General features: G+C 34.2%; 20 protein-coding genes. 7 read left to right on the top strand and 13 right to left on the bottom strand.

The annotated features are described in order from the left end of the window. Positions 1-211: 211 nt before the first annotated feature. From FSZ17_RS22820 to FSZ17_RS22810, 3 genes are all read right to left on the bottom strand, one after another. Positions 212-493: a hypothetical protein gene (locus tag FSZ17_RS22820; protein ID WP_057772526.1), complete on the bottom strand. Its 282-nt coding sequence runs from the start codon at positions 491-493 to the stop codon at positions 212-214. Continuing rightward, positions 490-1,158, bottom strand: a complete 669-nt coding sequence (locus FSZ17_RS22815; RefSeq protein ID WP_057772528.1) for a hypothetical protein — start codon at positions 1,156-1,158, stop codon at positions 490-492. The genes FSZ17_RS22820 and FSZ17_RS22815 overlap by 4 nt, the downstream gene beginning before the upstream one ends. A 146-nt stretch (positions 1,159-1,304) precedes the next feature. Next, positions 1,305-1,718: a MarR family transcriptional regulator gene (locus tag FSZ17_RS22810; protein WP_057772530.1), complete on the bottom strand. Its 414-nt coding sequence runs from the start codon at positions 1,716-1,718 to the stop codon at positions 1,305-1,307. 302 nt (positions 1,719-2,020) lie between these two features. On the opposite strand from FSZ17_RS22810, the gene FSZ17_RS22805 reads away from it, so the two are divergent. Beyond that, positions 2,021-3,277 (top strand): DUF445 domain-containing protein, encoded by a 1,257-nt coding sequence (locus FSZ17_RS22805; RefSeq protein ID WP_057772532.1) that lies wholly within the window; start codon positions 2,021-2,023, stop codon positions 3,275-3,277. A gap of 33 nt (positions 3,278-3,310) precedes the next feature. Further along, the gene (locus tag FSZ17_RS22800) at positions 3,311-4,210 is read left to right on the top strand and encodes a GNAT family N-acetyltransferase (protein WP_057772534.1); all 900 of its coding nucleotides are present in this window, start codon (positions 3,311-3,313) and stop codon (positions 4,208-4,210) included. A gap of 123 nt (positions 4,211-4,333) precedes the next feature. On the opposite strand, the gene FSZ17_RS22795 is transcribed toward FSZ17_RS22800, so the two are convergent. Then, positions 4,334-4,762, bottom strand: coding sequence for a MarR family winged helix-turn-helix transcriptional regulator (locus FSZ17_RS22795; RefSeq protein WP_057772536.1), 429 nt, complete (start codon positions 4,760-4,762; stop codon positions 4,334-4,336). 120 nt (positions 4,763-4,882) lie between these two features. On the opposite strand from FSZ17_RS22795, the gene FSZ17_RS22790 reads away from it, so the two are divergent. Next, positions 4,883-5,470: an NAD(P)H-dependent oxidoreductase gene (locus FSZ17_RS22790; protein WP_057772537.1), complete on the top strand. Its 588-nt coding sequence runs from the start codon at positions 4,883-4,885 to the stop codon at positions 5,468-5,470. A gap of 110 nt (positions 5,471-5,580) precedes the next feature. Here the strand turns inward: FSZ17_RS22790 and FSZ17_RS22785 are convergent, their stop codons facing one another. Further along, positions 5,581-5,769, bottom strand: coding sequence for a YgaP family membrane protein (locus FSZ17_RS22785; RefSeq protein ID WP_057772540.1), 189 nt, complete (start codon positions 5,767-5,769; stop codon positions 5,581-5,583). Between the two features lie 135 nt (positions 5,770-5,904). Next, complete coding sequence (locus tag FSZ17_RS22780; protein ID WP_146846582.1) at positions 5,905-6,588, bottom strand: Crp/Fnr family transcriptional regulator; 684 nt, start codon at positions 6,586-6,588, stop codon at positions 5,905-5,907. Between the two features lie 430 nt (positions 6,589-7,018). On the opposite strand from FSZ17_RS22780, the gene FSZ17_RS22775 reads away from it, so the two are divergent. Next, positions 7,019-9,427, top strand: coding sequence for an Ig-like domain-containing protein (locus FSZ17_RS22775; RefSeq protein ID WP_146846580.1), 2,409 nt, complete (start codon positions 7,019-7,021; stop codon positions 9,425-9,427). 232 nt (positions 9,428-9,659) lie between these two features. Here FSZ17_RS22775 and FSZ17_RS22770 read toward each other — a convergent pair whose 3' ends face one another. Further along, positions 9,660-10,289 carry a GNAT family N-acetyltransferase gene (locus tag FSZ17_RS22770; protein ID WP_057772543.1) on the bottom strand — a complete coding sequence of 210 codons (630 nt, stop codon included), beginning with the start codon at positions 10,287-10,289 and terminating at the stop codon, positions 9,660-9,662. A 131-nt stretch (positions 10,290-10,420) separates the two neighbouring features. Here FSZ17_RS22770 and FSZ17_RS22765 point away from each other — a divergent pair, with 131 nt between their 5' ends. Then, positions 10,421-11,221: a MerR family transcriptional regulator gene (locus tag FSZ17_RS22765; RefSeq protein WP_057772545.1), complete on the top strand. Its 801-nt coding sequence runs from the start codon at positions 10,421-10,423 to the stop codon at positions 11,219-11,221. 341 nt (positions 11,222-11,562) lie between these two features. Here the strand turns inward: FSZ17_RS22765 and FSZ17_RS22755 are convergent, their stop codons facing one another. The 3 genes from FSZ17_RS22755 to FSZ17_RS22745 all read right to left on the bottom strand — a co-directional run bounded on the left by FSZ17_RS22755 (position 11,563) and on the right by FSZ17_RS22745 (position 16,854). Continuing rightward, positions 11,563-12,786 carry a polysaccharide deacetylase family protein gene (locus FSZ17_RS22755; RefSeq protein WP_057772547.1) on the bottom strand — a complete coding sequence of 408 codons (1,224 nt, stop codon included), beginning with the start codon at positions 12,784-12,786 and terminating at the stop codon, positions 11,563-11,565. Between the two features lie 44 nt (positions 12,787-12,830). Continuing rightward, a complete protein-coding gene (locus FSZ17_RS22750; RefSeq protein WP_057772549.1) occupies positions 12,831-13,574 on the bottom strand; it encodes a hypothetical protein in 744 nt (247 codons plus the stop codon). A gap of 196 nt (positions 13,575-13,770) precedes the next feature. Continuing rightward, positions 13,771-16,854: an efflux RND transporter permease subunit gene (locus tag FSZ17_RS22745; protein ID WP_057772551.1), complete on the bottom strand. Its 3,084-nt coding sequence runs from the start codon at positions 16,852-16,854 to the stop codon at positions 13,771-13,773. 93 nt (positions 16,855-16,947) lie between these two features. Between FSZ17_RS22745 and FSZ17_RS22740 the strand changes: the two genes are divergently transcribed. Beyond that, positions 16,948-17,781 (top strand): TetR/AcrR family transcriptional regulator, encoded by an 834-nt coding sequence (locus FSZ17_RS22740; RefSeq protein ID WP_057772553.1) that lies wholly within the window; start codon positions 16,948-16,950, stop codon positions 17,779-17,781. 101 nt (positions 17,782-17,882) lie between these two features. Further along, complete coding sequence (locus FSZ17_RS22735) at positions 17,883-18,365, top strand: methylated-DNA--[protein]-cysteine S-methyltransferase (RefSeq protein ID WP_057772555.1); 483 nt, start codon at positions 17,883-17,885, stop codon at positions 18,363-18,365. A 119-nt stretch (positions 18,366-18,484) separates the two neighbouring features. Here FSZ17_RS22735 and FSZ17_RS22730 read toward each other — a convergent pair whose 3' ends face one another. The 3 genes from FSZ17_RS22730 to FSZ17_RS22720 form a co-directional block, all read right to left on the bottom strand. Beyond that, positions 18,485-18,970, bottom strand: coding sequence for a GyrI-like domain-containing protein (locus tag FSZ17_RS22730; RefSeq protein ID WP_057772557.1), 486 nt, complete (start codon positions 18,968-18,970; stop codon positions 18,485-18,487). A gap of 33 nt (positions 18,971-19,003) precedes the next feature. Beyond that, positions 19,004-19,375, bottom strand: a complete 372-nt coding sequence (locus FSZ17_RS22725; protein ID WP_057772559.1) for a VOC family protein — start codon at positions 19,373-19,375, stop codon at positions 19,004-19,006. Between the two features lie 317 nt (positions 19,376-19,692). Then, a complete protein-coding gene (locus FSZ17_RS22720; protein WP_057772561.1) occupies positions 19,693-20,325 on the bottom strand; it encodes a queuosine precursor transporter in 633 nt (210 codons plus the stop codon). Positions 20,326-20,333: the final 8 nt, after the last annotated feature.

Raw genomic sequence — 20,333 nt, 5'->3', positions numbered from 1 at the left:
TGGCTATTTGTATCGTAATCCTTTACCGTCCCAACCCCATATATTTTAATAGAAGAATAATATAATTATTATATTGAAGCAGGGAAATAAAAAGAAAAAGCAAATGGACTCGGCAATTGATAAAAGATTCTCGAATCCATTTGCTTTTCATTATTTCTCTCAGTTAACCGCGTTTGAAGACTGTAAGTAATATACAGGTTAATCCCCTTTCTTAAAATCTAAGATTCGTAACACAAAATTTAATGGAACGTTTTACATAAAGCGAACCAATGATTAAAAAGATTGAAACAACAAGTGAGACAGGAATACTTAAAGCGACAGGAAGATCAATGCCATGCCAAATACTCATTTTAATTTGTTCAAAGCCGACTGTTCGTAATATGCCAGCAAGTACTGAGATTAACGCACTCAAAATCAGTCCAGCGTATAGGACGGATAGGACAGGGATTGTTAACGAGCACAAAAAGGTCCGTATCATTTTTTTTATTTTCATTCCTTTTCACTCCTTATGATATGCTGTACTTTAGCGTCTGGAGAGATTGTATAGCTTTCTTTATAATAAAGTGTTTGGATATGACAATTTTTTCCGATTGCTACAACATCCCCTTCGACAATTTCCGCATCTGTATAGGAAAGCTGCAGGTTTTTCCCTTTAATATATTTGCAAGTCAGCTTTTTTTTAAATAAAGATAAAGATATCTTATCCTTTTCTACACATGCTTCATCCGTGATAAGCCTTTCGATTTTACTTTCACCTGACAATTTTAACTGAAAGTGATTTGCCTGTATTTCCTTCGCAAGAACAAATCCGATGGAATCAAATTGTTCGGCATGAAGAATTTGTTCGATTGTCAGCTTTCCTGTACTGGTAATTTTGGTTGTTTGAACAGTCCTCATCTTTAAATTACCTGCATTCGAAATTTCTTTAACCTCACAACGGTCTTTTATGACACATGATCCAGTATTTTTTAAAACATCTGCTATAACATGAGCATGAAAAGAACTATGTCCATGAGTAGAGATTTCTTTTAAGCGTACTTCTTGGTATAAAGCAACGGAGCCACGAATTTTTAATACTTCACATTCTGAAGCTAATTCTTTGATATTGCCATTTGTAAGGGTTATACTGCGTAGCTTTTGAGCTTGTTCAATTATCATTCATAAACACCACCATATTTTAATTAATATATATTTTAATTACTAAAACATATATTAATTAAAATATATTCATCCTTATTTTGTCAAGAACAAAAAATTATGCCGTATTTGGACAATAAAAAAAGGATTTCAACTTTATGAAATCCTTAAAAAATTGTACTCATTAACTTATTCACATCTATTAATACTTTCGCTATATCTGTTAGCTTTTCTTGTGAAAATTTTAAAAATAATTCTTCGACCTTAACTTCACCACTATTCGTTAAGATCATTTTCACGACTCGTCGGTCTTCACTTTCTCTTACCCGTTGTACTAAATTCAATTTTTCTAGTTTGTCGCACATCGATGTAACAGCTCCAGGGGTTACATTGAAAAAATCAGCAATTTCAGTTGCTTTCATTCCCTCATTGAATTTCAGCTGAAGAAGAAGAATAAGCTGGCTTTGGGATAGCGACTCTCCTTCAGAGAGCAGATTTACAAACATCTTAGACTTCTGTTGTATTTCAAGCATTTCTCTCATAATGATTTCAACATTGTGCATTTGACTATTTTTTGACATATGATCACAGCCTAATATAATATTTACTAATTAAAATATATAGTAAGTATATAATTAATCTCGGCAACTGCCAATCCCCATAGGCAGCTTAAATTAAATGCCATTATTATTGTGCTTACCAAATATAGTGGTAAAGCAGAGGAGACATCTATTGAAATCCGTTTTAAATTACATGAAATATTTATCACAGTAAGAAAGATGAATCGTATCATAAGGAAATGGAATTTTTTTATAAGTAAATGGCTATCAAAGTGGTAAGATATTGATAAAAGAAATTCAATTTATATCCGAGGGAAAATACTATGTCAAAACAACAAAAAAAATCAAAATATTTTGCAGGAATTTCATTAGGAATTATGGGGGCAGGATTTATCTTAACGATTCCTTTCCAAGAATCTTTTATTGTCCGATTATTGCAAGGAGGTTTTGAGGCGGGTTTGGTAGGAGGGCTGGCAGATTGGTTTGCCGTCACAGCTCTTTTTCGCCATCCCCTTGGTATTCCGATTCCACATACTGCATTACTACCAAAAAACCGTGATAGAATGACCAGAGCTCTTATTTCCATGCTTGAAAATGATTGGCTGACAAAAGAAAGTATTCAGGAGAAAATGAAACAATTTCATATTGCAGAAAAATTAATACAGGTTGCAGAGATGGAATTATATTCGGATTCCTTTAAAAAGTGGATTAGCTCTATTCTTCATCAGACAATCAATCATGTAAATTTAGAAAAAATAGCCCCTTTAATTGAAAAGGAGCTAAAGGAATACATTCTTACTTTAGATGTGAAGAAATTACTTCAATCACTCGTCAATCAAGCTTTAAATCGAAATTTGGATGAAAAAGCCTTGGACTATATTCTGGTTGAGGCTGAAAAGTGGATAGCGAAAGAAGAAACAAAAATGAAAATAGGGGTAACGGCGAAACAATTACTTGATAATACGGAAGCGGATGGCTTTTTAAAGTTAGCCCTTAGCTCTTTTAGTAATTTTATTAATGAGGAAAAGCTTGGGAATATGCTTCAACCCTTTATTTTGAAAAGAATCATTCTCCTTCAAAAGGAGGATAATCCATATAGGCAATTGATTCTTTCTCGAATTCAAAATGAGTTAGAAAGTGTGCTAGATAGAAAAGAACTGGTATCTGAACTAAATGAATGGAAGAATACATTCGTAAATGACTGGAGCCCAACTGATCAAATTACAGTGATGTTGAAGAAGCTGCAGAATAAATTGATGCTACTTATCGAAAGTGAAGAATTTATAGATCAATATGTACTTACATTTATTAGAGACATCATAGATAGAATGAAAGAGGCTCCTGAAAAAATCGATAGCATTGAAAATTGGATTCAAAAACAAATTTTCAATATTATTAACAAAAACCATTCCAAAATAGGCATTCTTGTAAAAGAAAACCTTGATAAGCTGGATAACGAAACGCTTATCGATATAATGGAAAATAATATAGGTAAAGATTTACAATGGATCCGAGTAAATGGAGCAATTTGCGGCTTTTTAATAGGAATTATCTTAACGATTATTAAAGCTGTTGTATAGAGCTAATATTTTTTAAATAAGGCAGGGAAATATATGAAGGCTAAAGCTTTGAAAAGCGAAAGGATAGGGGAGTTTATTGCTTATTGCAAGAAACACAGGCAAGAAGTAGATGAATCATTTCTTTATGACGAGGATCTAAAGGAATTTGAGCCTAATGATGAAAATCCTACTTATATTATTTCCGATACAAATGGGGAGATCATAGCAGCAGTTTCATTAATCATGACTGATTATTTTAGGAGAGGAAGAAAAGCACGTTTTAGAATTTTTCATTCGAAAATTAAGGATATCGATTGTTATAAGTCGCTCATGCAAGCTCTTTTAAGTCATACTGAAGGTCTTGATAAGGTTTTTATCTTTATTCCAACGACGGATAAAATAGGAATGGAGTTCATGGAAGAATTATATTTTACTGTAGAGAGACACGCCTTCTTGCTTGTAAGAGAGAACTTGGAAGTACAGGATTATAACTTACCAGAGGATTATGTCATTCGCTCTTTTAGACCAGGAAATGATGAAGAAATATGGTGTGAGATTAGAAACGCCAGTTTTGCAAAGCTTAAGGGAAGTGAAACACCGATCATTCCTGAAATGGTTACGAAGATGATTCTAAGCGAGGAATATATAGAAGGCGGTATGATGATCCTGTTCCATAAGGATAAACCCGTTGGCATCGTAAGAGGAGCGTTAGACGAATATGAGGATGAACCGATCATGAATATCGGACCGCTTGCCATCATTCCAGAATATCAGGGTAGAGGATTAGGAAGGGTGTTATTAAGAGCTTCCTTGCACTTTGCTGAAGAAAAATCCTTTAAAAGGACCATACTTTCCGTGAATGGTGAGAATGAGAGAGCAAAAGCTTTATATATCCAAGAGGGCTTCAAACAAGTTGAAGCCGTTACATGTTATGAATATCATTTGAATTCGTAATGAAGGAGAAAAATAGTTTAAAAGACCTGTAAGGGTGAACTGTATCAAAAAATGAATTATAAGCGTGTAGCAAGCCGAGGGAAATTTTTTTCCTCGGCTATTTTTCATCTTAAAATAATACAATTAATAAAATAGTTTTGTCTGAAGAATATCTAGGGCGCGTTCAATATCCTCTAAATCTTCTTTCGAAGCATTTTGTATTCGATTTAGAAAACGAGCTTCTATAGATGCAAAGGCTTCATTCATCATAGTTTCCCCATCATTCGAGAGACGAATATATTGTTTTCGTCGATCTTCGGTATCATTTATCTTTTCAATTAACCCTTTTTCACTTAATTTTCTAAGCTCACGACTTGTGTTTGGCATAGACATATATTGACAATCGCTAATTTCACTTGGAGTTACAGGCTGACTAACCGTTATATGTTCAAGAATATTATATTGAACTTGCGTGATTGAATCTGACTTGGCATTTTGAGTTAATTCATGTGTCACACGATGAACAGAAGATGTAAATGACACAAGTTTATAAAAAAGAGCTTTTTTGTCCATATCTTTCACCTCTTACAGTCAAGATAACAAAAGTGTTATCAAAATACAATTATCATTTGACAACAAAAAGGGAAGGGTGCTACTATTTACTTATCAAATGATAAGTAAGAGGTGAACGATATGAAGATGCTAGTAATTTACACATATCCTAATCACAAAAGTTTAAATTATGCATTTTTACAAAAAGTTATTAGAGGAAGTAATGAAAACCCTAATATAAAGGAATTAAAGGTTTTAGATTTATATGAAGAGGACTTTGATCCACTTCTAGTCTTTAACGAGGAAAAACGAAGACGTGATATGCATACTGATTCTGCTACGGAGAAATATAGAAATCAAATTTCGTGGGCTGACAAGATTGTCTTGATCTATCCAATTTGGTGGGGAAGACCTCCGGCAATGCTTTTGGGATACATAGATCAATTATTTTCTTCCGATTTTGCCTATAGGGATAAGAAAGGACTTTTCCCAGAGGGGCTTTTAAAAGGAAAGTCCGTTGTATGTGTGTCGACCATGAAGGGACCTGTTCACTATCCATTTCTCTGGTTGAATAATGCACATAAAGTTCTGATGAAAAGAGCCTTATTTAATTTTGTGGGAATCAAGAAAGTGAAGTTCTTTGAATTTGGGAATATGGAAAGTCCAAAGGGAAATCAAATAAAAAAGCTAGAAAAAATTTATCATTATTTCAAAAATATAGACCGTTAAAAAATATACACCGACTAAACTTCAGTCGGTGTATTTCACTTTTATACATATAAAACTTCACATCGGTGTTACTCCGAAAATGGATGATTAAGAATAGTGGGTTTGATCCATTACCGTTTACAAGTATTAATACCGAAAATAGTATACAAAGGACAGAAACGAATAATTGAAGTAAGTATGAAAACAATTCCTAAAATGCCTAGATATTTCACATTACCATCAAGCATAAATAAGCCTAGCATTAATACCCCAAGTACAAGTCTTAAAATACGGTCTGGACTTCCAATATTTACTTTCATAAACGTTACCTCCATAATTGTTCAAAAAGATAAATCTTCATCGGAAGGAAGTCTATCTTTTCCTTTATGAACAAATTTTGTTATAAATTAATTTTAAGTTATAACAGAGGAGCTAACAGTGACTAAGTCACATATTCACACTTTTGTCATGTTTAGTTTTTTATTTAATAATCCTTCGCGATTAACCATGGAGATTTTTCCTCTAGAGATTTGAATGAAACCTTCCTTTTCAAGTTGCTTCATCATACGACTAATGACTTCACGGGCCGATCCCAGATCAGAGGCGATTTCATCGTGAGTCATGCATAATACGGAGCCATTTTCTTTTAGGTGATCTAGTAGGAATGTAGTAATTCGATCATCAATTTTCCGGAAAAATAGGTTATCAAATAAAGTCATCATATCAATAAACCGGAAAGACACTTGCTGATAGATTTGATTTTGAAGTAATGGTTTCATGCTTAACCAGCGTTTGAGGTCCTGATTTGGAATAAGGAAGAGCTTTGAATCTTTCTCTACAATTGCTTCAGCAGGGTAAGGATGCTCTGATAATGAACTGGTAATGGTTAAAATGCAAGGTTGGCCAGAATAAATTCGATACAAATTTATTTCTCTTCCATTATTCCCCGATTTACACACCTTCATTTCACCTTCATAAAGAAAGGCAGCAAAGCTGCACATATCCCCTTCTCGAAAGAGTATGTCTCCACTCTTAGCAGTCATCCAATGAATATGTTGAAGCTCATCATCTGATAATGAATTTAAAAATGGAAATATTAATTTTGCTTGCTCCATCTTCTCACCTACACGATTCGTCAATAGTATGGTTACCTAATAAAACAGTTCGTTCTTAATGTATGAAAATGTTACCAATCATACAACTTTTATTATAAGGTATTTGACATACTATAAGTCTAAAATCATGAATAGTTTGATATTCTGTCAGTTTTTTATCAATCTTTCGTAAAAAAAGTTTAAATCCTTCTAGGTGGTAAAAGGGGACTCTTAGATAGTAAAAGAAAACCTCGATAGGCTGGATAACGAAATGATTATCGATAAAATGGAAAATAACATAGGTAAAGATTTACAATGGATCCTACTCTTTTTTTTGTTTCTAATAAGCACCTGTAAACATGTAATGTTTAGATCTAATTATAAAAGAATATCATTACAAAAAATTAATATTAGATTAATATTTATTAGGTTTAATTGAATTGTAAACTATAAATCTACTAGGAGGATTTATGAGATGATAAACAAGAAAATTGCGAAAAAAGGAGCTGCTTTAGCACTTGCTTTAGCTGTTACAGTTCCAGCATTGTCACCTGCAGCAGCGGCTGCTCAGAAAGATATTAAAATAGAATCTGTTAGATTTAATGGAATGAAAGCACCAGCTACTATTGATGAAATGGTAAAAACGTATACAGCTGCAACCGTTGATGTGAAATATAACAATGGAAAAGTAAAGACATTTCCGTTGTCTTACAACTACCTCTTTAAATCGGAAGACGAGGTTGCAACAGCTAAAGGTGGAAAAATCCCTGCAGGAACACCGATTGATGTAAAAGGAAATCCAATTAAGGATCCTAGCAGCACAGACGGAAAGTACTTTGTCTCCGATGCTCCGGATTCAAACAGCTTATTGATGCCTATTGACGGCAAACTTTATATGGTTACACATTATGAATATCAAACAATTGATGCTGCTGGTAAATCAGCATACGGTTTAGTTCCAGCATCTATGTCTTTAACTGAGTTGAAGCAGGACAAAAAAACAGGTGAACTTGAACCTATAAAAGTAGAAAAAATTGATTTTTCAGCAGTAAATGGACTTTGGATTCCATGTAACGGATCTTTATCTCCATGGAATACACATTTAGGTTCTGAAGAGTACGAGCCAGATGCACGTCTTTTCTTAAACCCAACTTCGAAAGTAAGAAGTCAAGTTGAAACATTCTCTGAATTCTATTTTGGTGATAAAGCAAAGGCTAATCCTTATTTCTATGGGTACACTCCTGAAATTGCAGTAGAGAAGAATGGTAAAACATCGGTTGTTAAACATTACAGTACAGGACGTTTCTCTCATGAGTTAGCTAAAGTAATGCCTGATAACAAGACTGTATTTTACGGTGATGATGGTGGTAATACAGGACTGTTTATGTATGTAGCTGACAAAGAAAAAGATTTATCATCAGGTACATTATATGCAGCTAAATTTAAACAAACAGGTACTGAAAACGGTGGTTCAGGAGACTTACAATGGATTAATTTAGGACATGCAACAGATAAAGAAGTGAAAGATATTATTGACAGCGGCATTACATTCAATGATATTTTTGAAACTTCAGATGCTCCTAAAGAAGGTTTTACAGCTATTAAAACATACTCAAATGAAGGAAAAGTTGAGTACCTAAAACTTAAACCTGGTAAAGAAAAAGCAGCAGCCTTCCTTGAAACACGCCGTTACGCAGCAATGCTTGGTGCGACTACTGAATTTAACAAAATGGAAGGTGTAGCATTAAACGAAAAGGATAAAAAAGTTTATATTGCTATTTCCGATCAAAGTAAGGCCATGGAAAAAGATTCAACAGGAAAAGACCCAGCAGACCATATTCAATTACCAAAAATTAAAGCTGGTGTAACCTATCAATTAGATTTGCAAGGTGGTCAAAAAGATAGCGAAGGAAAGGCTATAAATAGCTCTTATGTAGCACCTTCAATGTCTGGATTGGTAGTAGGGGAAGACCTCCCTGCTGCTGATGCGTATGGAAACACTGCGAATGTAGATAAAGTAGCTAATCCAGATAACTTAAGTTACTCTGAAGCAATGAGAACACTCTTTATTGGTGAAGATAGTGGTGCTCACACGAATAACTACGTTTGGGCTTATAATGTCGATACGAAAGAATTGGATCGTATTTTATCTGTTCCAACAGGAGCAGAAGCAACTGGATTATTTGCTGCTGATGACCGCAATGGTTTCTCATACATTTTCAGTAATTTCCAACATCCTGGTGATGAAGTAGATGGTAAGTCAATTACAGCTGTTAATAAAGATGAATTATTGAAAGCTGTTGACGAACAAATTGGTATTAATAAAACAGGTGGTATTGGTTATATCTCTGGTCTACCTTCTTTAACAAAAATGCCAGATATCACTGCACCAGGTGTTCCAGTAATAAACAATGTGACTGATTCTGCAACATCAATCAGTGGTAAAACAGAAGCTAATTCAGTAGTGAAATTGTATATAAATGAAAAATACAGCCAGCAGACAAAGGCTGATAAAGATGGAAACTATAAGTTTAAAATTTCTAAGCTAAGCGCAGGCACAAAAATTAAGGTAACGGCTACTGATGAAGCTGGTAACGAAAGTGCTGCAAGTACTACTACAGTAATTGATAAAACAGCTCCTAATGCTCCTAAAGTAGATAAAGTAACAGTAAAATCTAAATCAGTTACTGGTACAACTGAAAAAGATGCTACTGTACAGGTGTATAATGGGAAAACATTATTAGGGGAAGCAAAAGCAAATTCAAAAGGGAAATTCACAGTAAAAATTAAAACCCAAAAAGCAGGCACAAGCCTAACCGTTATGGCTAAAGATAAAGCTGGAAACAAAAGTAAATCAACAGTAATAAAAATTGCTTCTAAATAATAAACAAGTTCATTTATTGGGTCTATAAAAAAGAAAAGGGCTGTCATAAAAGTGATTAAAAAATGACTTTTGTGACAGCCCTTATTCGTTTTTATTTGGCTCTAATATTTGTTGGGGTCAAGACAATTTGATAGAGAACCGTATCGCAAATAATGGGTACCGTTTTTACTAAAAAAAGGTAATGACTAAATGTGTGAAGGCATTACCTTTAGTACTTTCATTTTTCTATTCGTTAAAAATGATAACCGTATAAAAATACATTAAGTTTTTCCTTTTTTGAATTAAAATAAATTTGTTTTTCTTTTATACGTTCAAAGTTTTGACTATCATAAAATCCATAGTTACATCTATTATCTGTATATAGATATAAAGATTTCACATCCGTACTTTTCATATAATTAAACAAATGATGAATTAGAGACTTTCCAACCCCAAGACCTCTAGATTCCGCTGATACAATAAATAATTGTATACAACCTTGAAAATCATCTTTTTTTCCTTGTATGAGTTCTTCATATGTGTCTTGAACCTTTGAAAATTCTTTCATAAATTTTTTATTGTCTTTATTAGCTATGCTTACTTTCAGCATGGTATAGGCAAGACTTAAAATATTATGAGCTTTCTTTAAACGATTTTTGTCATTTTTTGAATCCCCCAAAATAACACCAATAATCTTATTGTTTTTTACTGCTACTTTGCTAAATGTACTTTCTAAAATACAACATTGTAAATAGATGTTTAATATTGAATCTAAAAATTTCTTATCCTCAATAAATTTATTGAAACCAAATGCCTCACCAATTAATTCTTTAATGGAGTCATAATCTTCTTTAACGAGACTTCTGTATATTACTTTATCCATATTTATCAAATCCCTTTGATATAAGTAAATTTTAATTTAGTATTTTATTGTAAATAGCTTATTATGATACTAAAGTCTCCTCTAGCAGGAGAGTCAATGAATAATGTGAAAAAATAAGGGAAGTGTTTAGGGTGAAAAACTTATTTTCTATTGGGGAAGTTGCTAAGATAAAAGACATTACAATAAAGGCATTAAGATATTATCACCAAATGGGTATTCTTATTCCAAGATATATTGATGAGAAAACAGGTTATAGATTTTATTCTATAGATCAATTTATTTATATAGATATTATAAAAAGTTGTAGAGAGTTAAGAACAAGTATAAGTGAACTCCAGGCGATATTTAAGGATTGTGATACTGATAAATTACTTAAATTTTTACAATTAAAAAGAGATGAAGCAGAAAAAAACATCAAAAAAATGCAAGAAGTAATTAAAAACATTGATACCTTAAATATGCAGGTAGAAAATTCTAAGGATTTATTAAATGATGATGAAATAGCTATCAAATTCTTTGAAGAGCGTTACATAATTGTAGCACCATGTAAAGAAGTGGGAGGTTTAAAGGAGTTACTTTACTATTCGGACTTAGAGAAAATCCTTCAAGATAGAGAAGAAAAAATGTCAATGGATAGAGGTATCATATATAACTTAAATTCAGAGGGCAATGTAGAACCTAAATATGTTTTTAGTCAATTTCAAGGGACTTCTTATATTAAAATTGAAGAAAATGTAAAAATATTACCAAAGGGACAGTATTTAACTTTAGCCTATAGTAAAGAGAATGAGGAGGAACGTAGAAGAAAAATGGTTAAATATATAAAAGAAAATAACTTGAAAATTGATAGTTTTATTGAAGTGGAGTTATTTGCTGATTTCTTTAATACAGAATCCTATAGTTGTCAAATTCAAATGTTTATCCCGCATTAACGGGCAGTAAGACCCCCACCTCAAGATTGAGAGAGAAGCGAGGAAGATAGGTGGGGGACAACTGCCCGTAAAAGCCCGACGACGGACACGATGTCCTAGTCAGGCGAAAGCCACAGGACGTGGCGTTTTGAGCGTGATTGGTTCAACTAACCATCAGTGGGGGATGAAAAAACCCCCCACTGATGGAAGTTTCACTTTATTGGAAATAATGAGTCAGTTGACTGTAATCTTCAATCCTAACAAAGATCCTATAGAACGAAGTAATTCATCGATCTATAGGATCTATTTTGTGGGGGTAAAATTCAATAACATTATTCGTATCAGCAAAAGAACTCTCTTATTTACTGCAAACTGACAATTTTTAGATTCTGTGCTTGCAAGTGCTCAATGATTTTGGGCAAAGCATCAATCACAGCTTGAGATTCGTGTAAAAGGATGATAGAACCGGATGATTCCGTGTTACGAATATAATGAAATATCTTATCTGCATCACGAGATTTCCAATCTTCCGTATCCCTATTCCATAGTACAATTTTGTTTTGGTGATGATTGACTGCATTTTTTGTCTGGTCATTAAACGCAGCATAAGGTGGTCTGAAGAGGGTTACTTTGTCATTCGTAATATCCTCTATCACTTTATTTCCTTGTATAAATTCATTTTCTTGTTTTTCATAGGAAAGGTCCGACATGATTAGGTGATTCATAGAATGGCTGCCAATCGAATATTTATTTGATTGAACATATCGAACATCGTCAGGACGTTTTTTTGCATTCGTTCCTATAAAGAAAAAAGTACCGCCAACCTTGTATTTCTTTAAAATATCAACGATCTCCACTGTATATTTAGAAGGTCCATCATCGAAAGTAAGGGCCACATTGCCTTCTGGAAGGCTGTATGCTATGGACTCATCCAGTTTTATATAAGGAGGACTAGATTCATCTTCTACTAAGTTAGCAGCTGGCGTAACAACGTTATTATTATTTACTTCATTGACATCAACAGTTTTAGCTTCTGCAATTGGAATAGTGTTTTTATTGATTGCAGGCTCATTTAAATTTGAGTGATTTGAATATCCAAACAGTATGGAAAAAATAAGACAAATCATGACAACGCTTACCCATTTAAATGGAAGCTTGTACCCTTTTGGAATGACTACTTCACTTTTCTCTTCCACCTTTTTTTCTTCAATTGCTGATAGCTTAGCAGATAAAAATGGAAGATTTTCAAAATCGTTAACGCTTTGTGTGTTTTTAATAGAATCTAAGTTGTTTTTGTAATCTGCTGAACAAGCAAAATAAATTCGTTCACTTTTTTCACGGTATGTCCTTGTCATATAACTTATGTATTGTTTTTTGATTGTGTCCAATGTTGTATGTAACGATAATCTGTATTTGTGATTTTCATCAAATACAGATATGGTTTTTAAATTTTCAGCTGTATTACTGTCAATTTCCCAAAATAGTTCATCTTCTTGTTCAAAGGATAACTTTATGCGTAAATATGATTTTTCGTTACTTTTTTCAATCGCTACTAGTTCAAGTATTTTTCCGTGGTAGACTGACATGGTTGCCCTCCCCTCTCTAGTTGTCTCGAACGAGCGGCTAGCTGTTATTCTGATTGATTAGAAGTAGTTGCCTTTGTTGTGAAAGAAAAGGACATTTTCTCTGTAAAATCATTAATGGTTTGCATTAATTGAGCCTTATCATCAACGAGCTTCCGATATTGTTCAGCATATTTTTGATTTTCTATTTCTAGGTTTCTAATTTTATCTTCAAGCTCATTAATTTTTAACATACTTTGATATTGAGCATTCGTAGATTCTTCAGTAAGCTTGTTGTATTTAGCTGTTTCTGTTTCAAGCTGATTGGAGATTTTCTCAAATTCCAAGTTTGATGTAAGCTGATATTCCTTATAGTCCTCAAGGAGTTGATCATATCTCATTTGTTTGTTTGTCAGGTTATTTTCTAATTCACGAATTTCCTTATTCTTTTCTTGTATAAGCTGGTCTTTTTTAATTTGATCATGCTTATAACGATTGATCGTTTCATTTGCTGTAAATAATTGATCTTCAAGCCCTTTATATTTATAAGACTGCAATTGACGATCCTTAAGCATGTTTTCTAAAGAAACAATGACATCCAAAGCTATTTTATCCTGGTCATCTTTTGAAAATAGGTTTTTATTACTATTTGTAACGGGCGGTTCATACTCGTTCATAGTATTAGCCGGCTCATCTACAATCACTTCAGTTACGATTTCCTTCTGTTCTGCACTATTTTTTTCTGCTTGGTTTTGATAAGACAGGACGCCTTTAAACCAACCAATTCCTTTTTTATCCATTTCACTAGCCAAAATCTCATCTCCTATATATGAATATTTAAGATCAAAGACCTATCCATACTAAAATATTAACATACAAAATATAGTATAATATATTAAAAAAGTCCTAATTTTGTAGGATTTATGTCGAAAAGTGTAAACTATTGTATAAATTAAGCTAAATAAATAGCCCTACAAGATGAAGTATCACCTTGTAGGGCCTTTTGTTTTAGTTTTCTTCTACTTCCTTACGGTTTTTCTTGAATAACTTAGATAATACTTCAAAAACAATTGGGACAATAAATAATGTTAATAACGTCGAGCTTGTTAATCCACCGATTACTGTAATTCCAAGCCCTTTTGAGATTAAACCGCCACCGCCTGTGCCAAGTGCTAATGGGATTAGCGCACCGATCGTTGCGATTGCTGTCATTAGGATTGGACGTAGACGTGTAGAGCCAGCTTCTAGAACCGCTTCACGCATACTCATACCATCACGTTCCATATGAATAATACGGTCCACGAGTACGATGGCGTTCGTTACAACAATACCGATTAACATTAATAGACCCATCATGACAGAAACAGAGATGGTTTCACCAGCGATAAATAAACCAACAAATGAACCAATTACTGCAAATGGTAATGAGAATAGGATCGCAAATGGTGCGACACCTTCACGGAATGTTACAACAAGAATGAAATACACGATTGCGACTGCCGCAAGCATGGCAACACCAAGTTGAGTAAATGTTTCCGTCATATCGGCAGCTACACCCGCAACACCGACTGTTACACCTTTAGGAAAATCTAATTTATCAATAGCTTTATCTACTTCAGATGTCGCTTTTGAAATATCTTCATCAATGACTGTTCCTGAAACAGAAGCGTAGTATTCACCCTTGCTACGTGCAAGTGTATTTAAAGTTGTACCCTTCTCAACGGTTACAAGCTCAGAAAGCGGCATTGTCGTACCAAGTGCTGTTGGTACTTGTTTTGCTAAAATATCATCGATTGATTTTGGTTGTGCAGCTTTTTCCTGCTGAACGATCACATCTAGTGAGTCACCATTCTTTTCAACCGTAGTTAGAACATCTTGTGTTTTTGTTGGGTTTAGCATCATGACGATTTGACCCGTTGTTAAACCATACTTCAGTAATTCATCTTGTGCTACTTTGAATGTGTACTCAACATAGGCATCCTCTGCAGATGAAGAAACGTCTTTTATGCCTTCATTTTTCTTCATAATGTCTTCTACCATTTTTACAGAATCATTTAGTTTATCTAAATTCTCACTGTAGAATGTATAGCTGATTTCATTTGCAGGCATCGACATAGACGAGAAGTTCTGACTCTTCCATTCGCCAGTTTGGTCAATGTTAAACACATACTCTTCAATTTCCTCACGGGCTTCTGGGAAGTTTTCCATTTCAGGATCAAAGATTAGGTACATTAATGCACCGCCTGCTCCGCCACCCATCATGGCTGCCGCTGGATCGCCGCTTTCCGTTACCGATATTTGAACGATGTCAATATCATCCCGTTTTAGCATCTTCTCTTCGACTTCACTAATATTTTTTAACGTATCTTCTGGCAGCTCGCCTGCTTTTGGTGTGTATGTTAAATACATTACTTTTTCTTCTTCACTACCCATAAAGCTAAAACCGATTAATGGCGTTAATGCCAAACTGCTTGCTAATAAGACAACAGCAAGGATTGAAGTAATCACTTTATGGTTAAGTGCCTTATTAAGAAGCCCTTTGTACCATTTAGCCAATTTACCAGCCTCTTTATGACTGCTTTCTGTCTTCTCGCTATATAATTTTTTCTTAAATAAGTAGTGAGATAATGCAGGAACAATGGTTATGGCAACAATTAATGAAGCTCCAAGTGCAAACGTCATTGTTAGTGCGAACGGCATGAACATCTCGCCGACCATACCGCCAACAAAGATAAGCGGGGCGAATACCGCAACCGTTACTAATGTTGATGACAGGATTGGTTTGAACATTTCAATTGTCGCTTCACGTATAAGAGCGCGACCTGTTAATTTCTCTTCTTTTAAATGCATACGACGATAAATATTTTCAACTACTACAATAGAGTCATCGATTACACGACCGATGGCAACTGTAATTGCGCCAAGCGTCATAATATTAAGCGTTATGTCCATCCAGTTTAGTATCAATAAAGCCATGAAAACCGAAACAGGAATAGAAATGATCGAAATAATGGTTGATTTAAAATCACGTAGGAATAGAAGTATGATTAATACGGCAATTAAACCACCAAATAACGCTTTTTCAATCATCGTTGAAACCGATTGTTCAATTGGTTTTCCTTGGTCAAGTGATACATCGATGATAAGACCGTCGATGTTTGCCTTTTCTTCTTTCATCAACTTTTTCACACTGTTTACAACTTCTACAGTGTTTGCTTGTTGCTCTTTGACGATTTGAATGGCAATGGCATCTTTACCGTTTGTACGTGAAACCGATTGAACTTTACCAACTACATCAATTGTCGCAATGTCGCTAAGTTTCACAAATGGTGAAGGATTGCTTGCTGATGGTGTGACAGGAATAAGCATATTCTTTAATTCATCAGCTGTCATGAACTTGCCGTCTACTGCTACAGCTTGTTCACCTTCTTCAAACTCGTAAAGTCCTAATGAAACGGCTAGATTACTTGCTTGAATGATTTCCTTTACCTTATCTTCGGTTAAGCCAAGCTCATCCATTTTTGCTTTGTTATAAGTAAGGTCCACTTCTTCAATATGCTGACCTGTAATCGTTGCAGACGCAACACCATCGATTTTCTCAATTTTCGGCAGTAAAATTTCCTCTACTGTTGACGTTAATTCAACAATATCCTCTTTCGAACTACTTACACTTAGTGCAACAACTGGCATCATGTTCATGCTAATGGCCGAAGTTGTTGGCTTTTGTGCTCCTTCTGGTAATTTCACTGCATCCAACGCAGATTCTAATGCACGTTTCGCCTCGTCCATATCTACACCGTAGTCGTATTCCACTTGAATACTTGCCATGTTAGAATATGAATTTGAATAAACGGCTTTAACGTCTTCAAGACCTTCTACTGCTTTCTCTAAAGGTATGGATACTTCTTCCATTACTTTCTCAGGAGTTGCTCCAGGATATACGTCCATTACCATCAAGTAAGGAATTGAAATATCAGGAATTGTCTCCATATTCATTCGTGTACCTGAATAAATACCAGATGCAGTAATGATAATTGTAAGCAGCCATACAGCTAGTTTATTACCAAGAACAAAATTGACTAAACCTTTCACTGTGACACCTACCTTAAATTGACATATTAAACTCAATTATTTATAATAATGACTAATGGGTCATTTGTCAACGAAAAACCTAGGAGTGATCAAATGATTAAAAAACAATTAATTATGGAAAAGGCGTTAGAGCTTTTTGCGAGGCAAGGATTTGAAGCTACCTCGGTTCAACAAATAACAGAGCATTGTGGTATTTCAAAAGGTGCTTTTTACTTATCCTTCAAGTCAAAAGATGAATTGATTATAGCATTGATTGACCATTTTATGATGCAATTTACTTCTGATATTGACTATATAGTCAGATGTGCAATTAGCGATGAGGAACTTTTATATAAATTTTATTATGAAGCATTTCAATCTTTTCATAAGCATTCTGATTTCGCAAAAATCATTATGAAAGAGCAATCGCAAACATTAAATAAAGAACTCATTTTAAAGACGCAATACTACGACAAATTAATTGAGAACATTATTTTATCGATGATTGAACGTATATATGGTGAAGAAGTTAAAGAGACAAAATATGATTTAATTTATTGTGTTAAAGGCTTCATGAATATATATTCACAATTAATTCTATTCTATAATATTCCGTTAGATTTGAAATTACTGTCGGAGTCGCTTGTGGAAAAAACAAATTTACTAGCTCGACATACGACCGTCCCATTTATTTCGCAAGAGCTAATCCAAGTATTTACGCAACCGATGAATGAAGAAGTAACAAAGGAACAGATCCTTGAAATTTTGGAACAAAGAATAGATGAAATTGAAGAACCTATTGTAAAAGAATCGGTCATCCTGCTAAAGCAGCAACTGCTTGAACCGACATTCAGTCCTGCTATTGTGAGAGGATTACTAGAAAATATTAAAAATCATCCTCATTGTAAATGGATTTCTTATTTACTTCGTCGCTATTTTGATTTTTAAAAATCTAAGAAGGTTTGGGGGGCAGTCCTAGCGAATTCTTAGTAAATAGAATTCGCTATTAGAGTGGCTACGATGAATCGTTTACCTTTGGAGGTCCTTATATGAATAAATGGCATAGAGTAGATTGTGAATCACCAATTGGAGTTATTGAAATAGTGGCAACAGATGAAGCGATTTGTTCTATCATGTTCTCTGAACGGGATAAAGCACTATATCGTTTTAAAGAGGATACTCCCAAGGTTTTAGTAGATTGTTCTAGTCAACTTGATGAGTATTTTAAAGGGGCTCGCAATCAATTTACATTCCCTTATATGATGGAAGGAACGGACTTTCAAAAATCGGTATGGAACGCTTTAACAAGGATACCCTGCGGTCAAACCGGATCCTATAAAGATATTGCTTTTTCGATTGGTAATGAAAAGGCTGTCAGAGCAGTTGGTAGTGCAAACGGGAAAAACAAGTTAAGTATTGTCATTCCTTGTCACAGGATTATTGGTGCAAATGGAAAATTAACGGGTTATGCTGGTGGTTTGTGGAGAAAAGAATGGCTCCTTCAACATGAAAATTCTTTCCAAAAACGATAAGTATTATAGACAAATAAAATGTAAACTCTACCCCTCATAAACCAGAAAAAAGGCATGGAAGGTCACAGATTTCTGCATTTTCTAAATGACAATCTGCTATCGTCCTTCCATTACCAGCCTTATTGTTTTTTAACGGCAATAAAAAGATCAATCTCATTATCGGAGCTATCTGGCTTATATCGTTCATCCCACAGCTCAAAATCATACCTAATTGGTATATAGCCATTTTCCCCTATCCATTTGCCATATAAGTAATCGTACGTTTTGTGTAATTCAGCTTCAGGTCCTTGGTGTGTATAGGCTACATATAAGTTCTCCTCAACGGTATGGTGGATTGCTCCCTCAGGAACATCACTTGAATCGGAGCCCTCATAACCGACAATTTGTGTGAATTGATCTTCAAATGGGTTAAAATCCTCTTTCAAAGGATAAATTTGAATTAAATAGACATGATTTCCCAGTTTATTTAAGAATTTATCTGCATTCTCCTGTAGTTTTTCAAATGCTTCCTTACATAGGTTTTTTTCCTCAATTTCCCGAAGATTTGCTTCAAAATGATAACCGATTACCTGAAATGATGGTTTCTTAATAACTTTAGGTTCCAAAATTAGGCATCTCCTTCACAATCTAATGAATTTTTATTTATCCACTATGACGCCGAACATATTGCCATCCAAGTCATAAAAATCAAAACACATGACGGGACCGTGATCTTTAATTTCTGTAACCTCTACCCCTTTCAGTTGTAAGTGTTGGTGATAAGCTTCTATATCTGTTGTTGTAAAGTTATAGTAGGCATTGTAGTGTTTAGCGTTAATGGCAAACTCTATTTCTTGCTTTTCCTCTACTTTTACGAGCGACAAATATTGTTTTTCCACGGTAAAATAAAAATCTGCTCCGGTGTTTCCAGGCCATGTGCCTACATGATTAAGTCCAAGCTTCTCCTTATACCACTCGATTGCTGTTTCAACATTACGAACAGGTACAAATATGGCTCCAATTTTGATCAAGTTAATGCTCCTTCCTAGGATAATAGAACTTTCAGTAAAAGGAATGAAAATTAATAGTAGGTCAAAGAAGTGTAAGATTAGGAAAGTGGATTTGAGTGTAATGGTATTATCTGATTTAGTCATAGGGGCAGTAATCGTGAGTATTTTCCCATTATTAGTTTTCGCTGTCTTTTTGTTTTTTCCTTTTTTAAATTTCGGGGATATGTGATTTTACTCAATAAAATGGCTGCTTCGCTGTTAAAAGTGAAAAGCTAGTGTAATGACTAAACCCCTTGGCAATTCATAACCAAGGGGTTTAGTGTTATTAAATAATATTTTTATACTTCTTTTGACAAAGAAGCTTCTGGCTCCCGTTTCCTAATAATATAAACGAGTAAATATACGAGCGGAGTAATGAATATTGATGCAAAAAATTTAAAGATGTATTGTGTCACGATTAAGCCGCCTAATACAGCTAGAGGCATTGTTCCTATGAAGGCAATCGTAATAAAAATGGTCGTATCAATCAATTGACTCAGCATGGTTGAAGCATTATTTCGTAGCCATAATTTCTTTTGCCCATGTTTGCTCTTTAAACGGTTAAACACAAAAACATCTAGATTTTGACTTACTAAATAGGAGATAAGGCTTGCAACGATTACTCGAAAACTTCCATTTAAAATCGTTTGAAAGGATTCCTGATCTTTAAAAACAGGAGCTGCTGGCAAGTGGACGGTAATAGCAATAAAGATAAGAGCAAGAATTTGTGTCATGAGTCCCGCCTGAACCGTTCTTTGCCCTGCTTTTTTTCCATAAACCTCTACAATTACATCGATAATAGGATACGTAAAAATATAGACAATGACAGCAGCAGGAAGTATAGCCCAATCTCCTATGCTAAAAAGCTTTACAGCCACTATATTTGCTAAGATTAATAGTCCTACAAAAATACCATTTAAATATAAAATCATTTCTTTGC

The organism is Cytobacillus dafuensis (assembly GCF_007995155.1).
In the GTDB taxonomy this organism is placed as follows: Bacteria; Bacillota; Bacilli; order Bacillales; family Cytobacillaceae; genus Cytobacillus; species Cytobacillus dafuensis.
This window is presented reverse-complemented; position numbering and strand designations above follow the sequence as displayed.

Coding starts and splice junctions, on each gene's coding strand:
- FSZ17_RS22720 (WP_057772561.1), bottom strand. CDS start 20,325: ATGATTTTATATTTAAATGGTATTTTTGTAGGACTATTAATCTTAGCA.
- FSZ17_RS22815 (WP_057772528.1), bottom strand. CDS start 1,158: ATGATAATTGAACAAGCTCAAAAGCTACGCAGTATAACCCTTACAAAT.
- FSZ17_RS22770 (WP_057772543.1), bottom strand. CDS start 10,289: ATGGATAAAGTAATATACAGAAGTCTCGTTAAAGAAGATTATGACTCC.
- FSZ17_RS22810 (WP_057772530.1), bottom strand. CDS start 1,718: ATGTCAAAAAATAGTCAAATGCACAATGTTGAAATCATTATGAGAGAA.
- FSZ17_RS22735 (WP_057772555.1), top strand. CDS start 17,883: ATGAATAAATGGCATAGAGTAGATTGTGAATCACCAATTGGAGTTATT.
- FSZ17_RS22785 (WP_057772540.1), bottom strand. CDS start 5,769: ATGAAAGTAAATATTGGAAGTCCAGACCGTATTTTAAGACTTGTACTT.
- FSZ17_RS22820 (WP_057772526.1), bottom strand. CDS start 493: ATGAAAATAAAAAAAATGATACGGACCTTTTTGTGCTCGTTAACAATC.
- FSZ17_RS22800 (WP_057772534.1), top strand. CDS start 3,311: ATGAAGGCTAAAGCTTTGAAAAGCGAAAGGATAGGGGAGTTTATTGCT.
- FSZ17_RS22755 (WP_057772547.1), bottom strand. CDS start 12,786: ATGTCAGTCTACCACGGAAAAATACTTGAACTAGTAGCGATTGAAAAA.
- FSZ17_RS22775 (WP_146846580.1), top strand. CDS start 7,019: ATGATAAACAAGAAAATTGCGAAAAAAGGAGCTGCTTTAGCACTTGCT.
- FSZ17_RS22805 (WP_057772532.1), top strand. CDS start 2,021: ATGTCAAAACAACAAAAAAAATCAAAATATTTTGCAGGAATTTCATTA.
- FSZ17_RS22790 (WP_057772537.1), top strand. CDS start 4,883: ATGAAGATGCTAGTAATTTACACATATCCTAATCACAAAAGTTTAAAT.
- FSZ17_RS22795 (WP_057772536.1), bottom strand. CDS start 4,762: ATGGACAAAAAAGCTCTTTTTTATAAACTTGTGTCATTTACATCTTCT.
- FSZ17_RS22740 (WP_057772553.1), top strand. CDS start 16,948: ATGATTAAAAAACAATTAATTATGGAAAAGGCGTTAGAGCTTTTTGCG.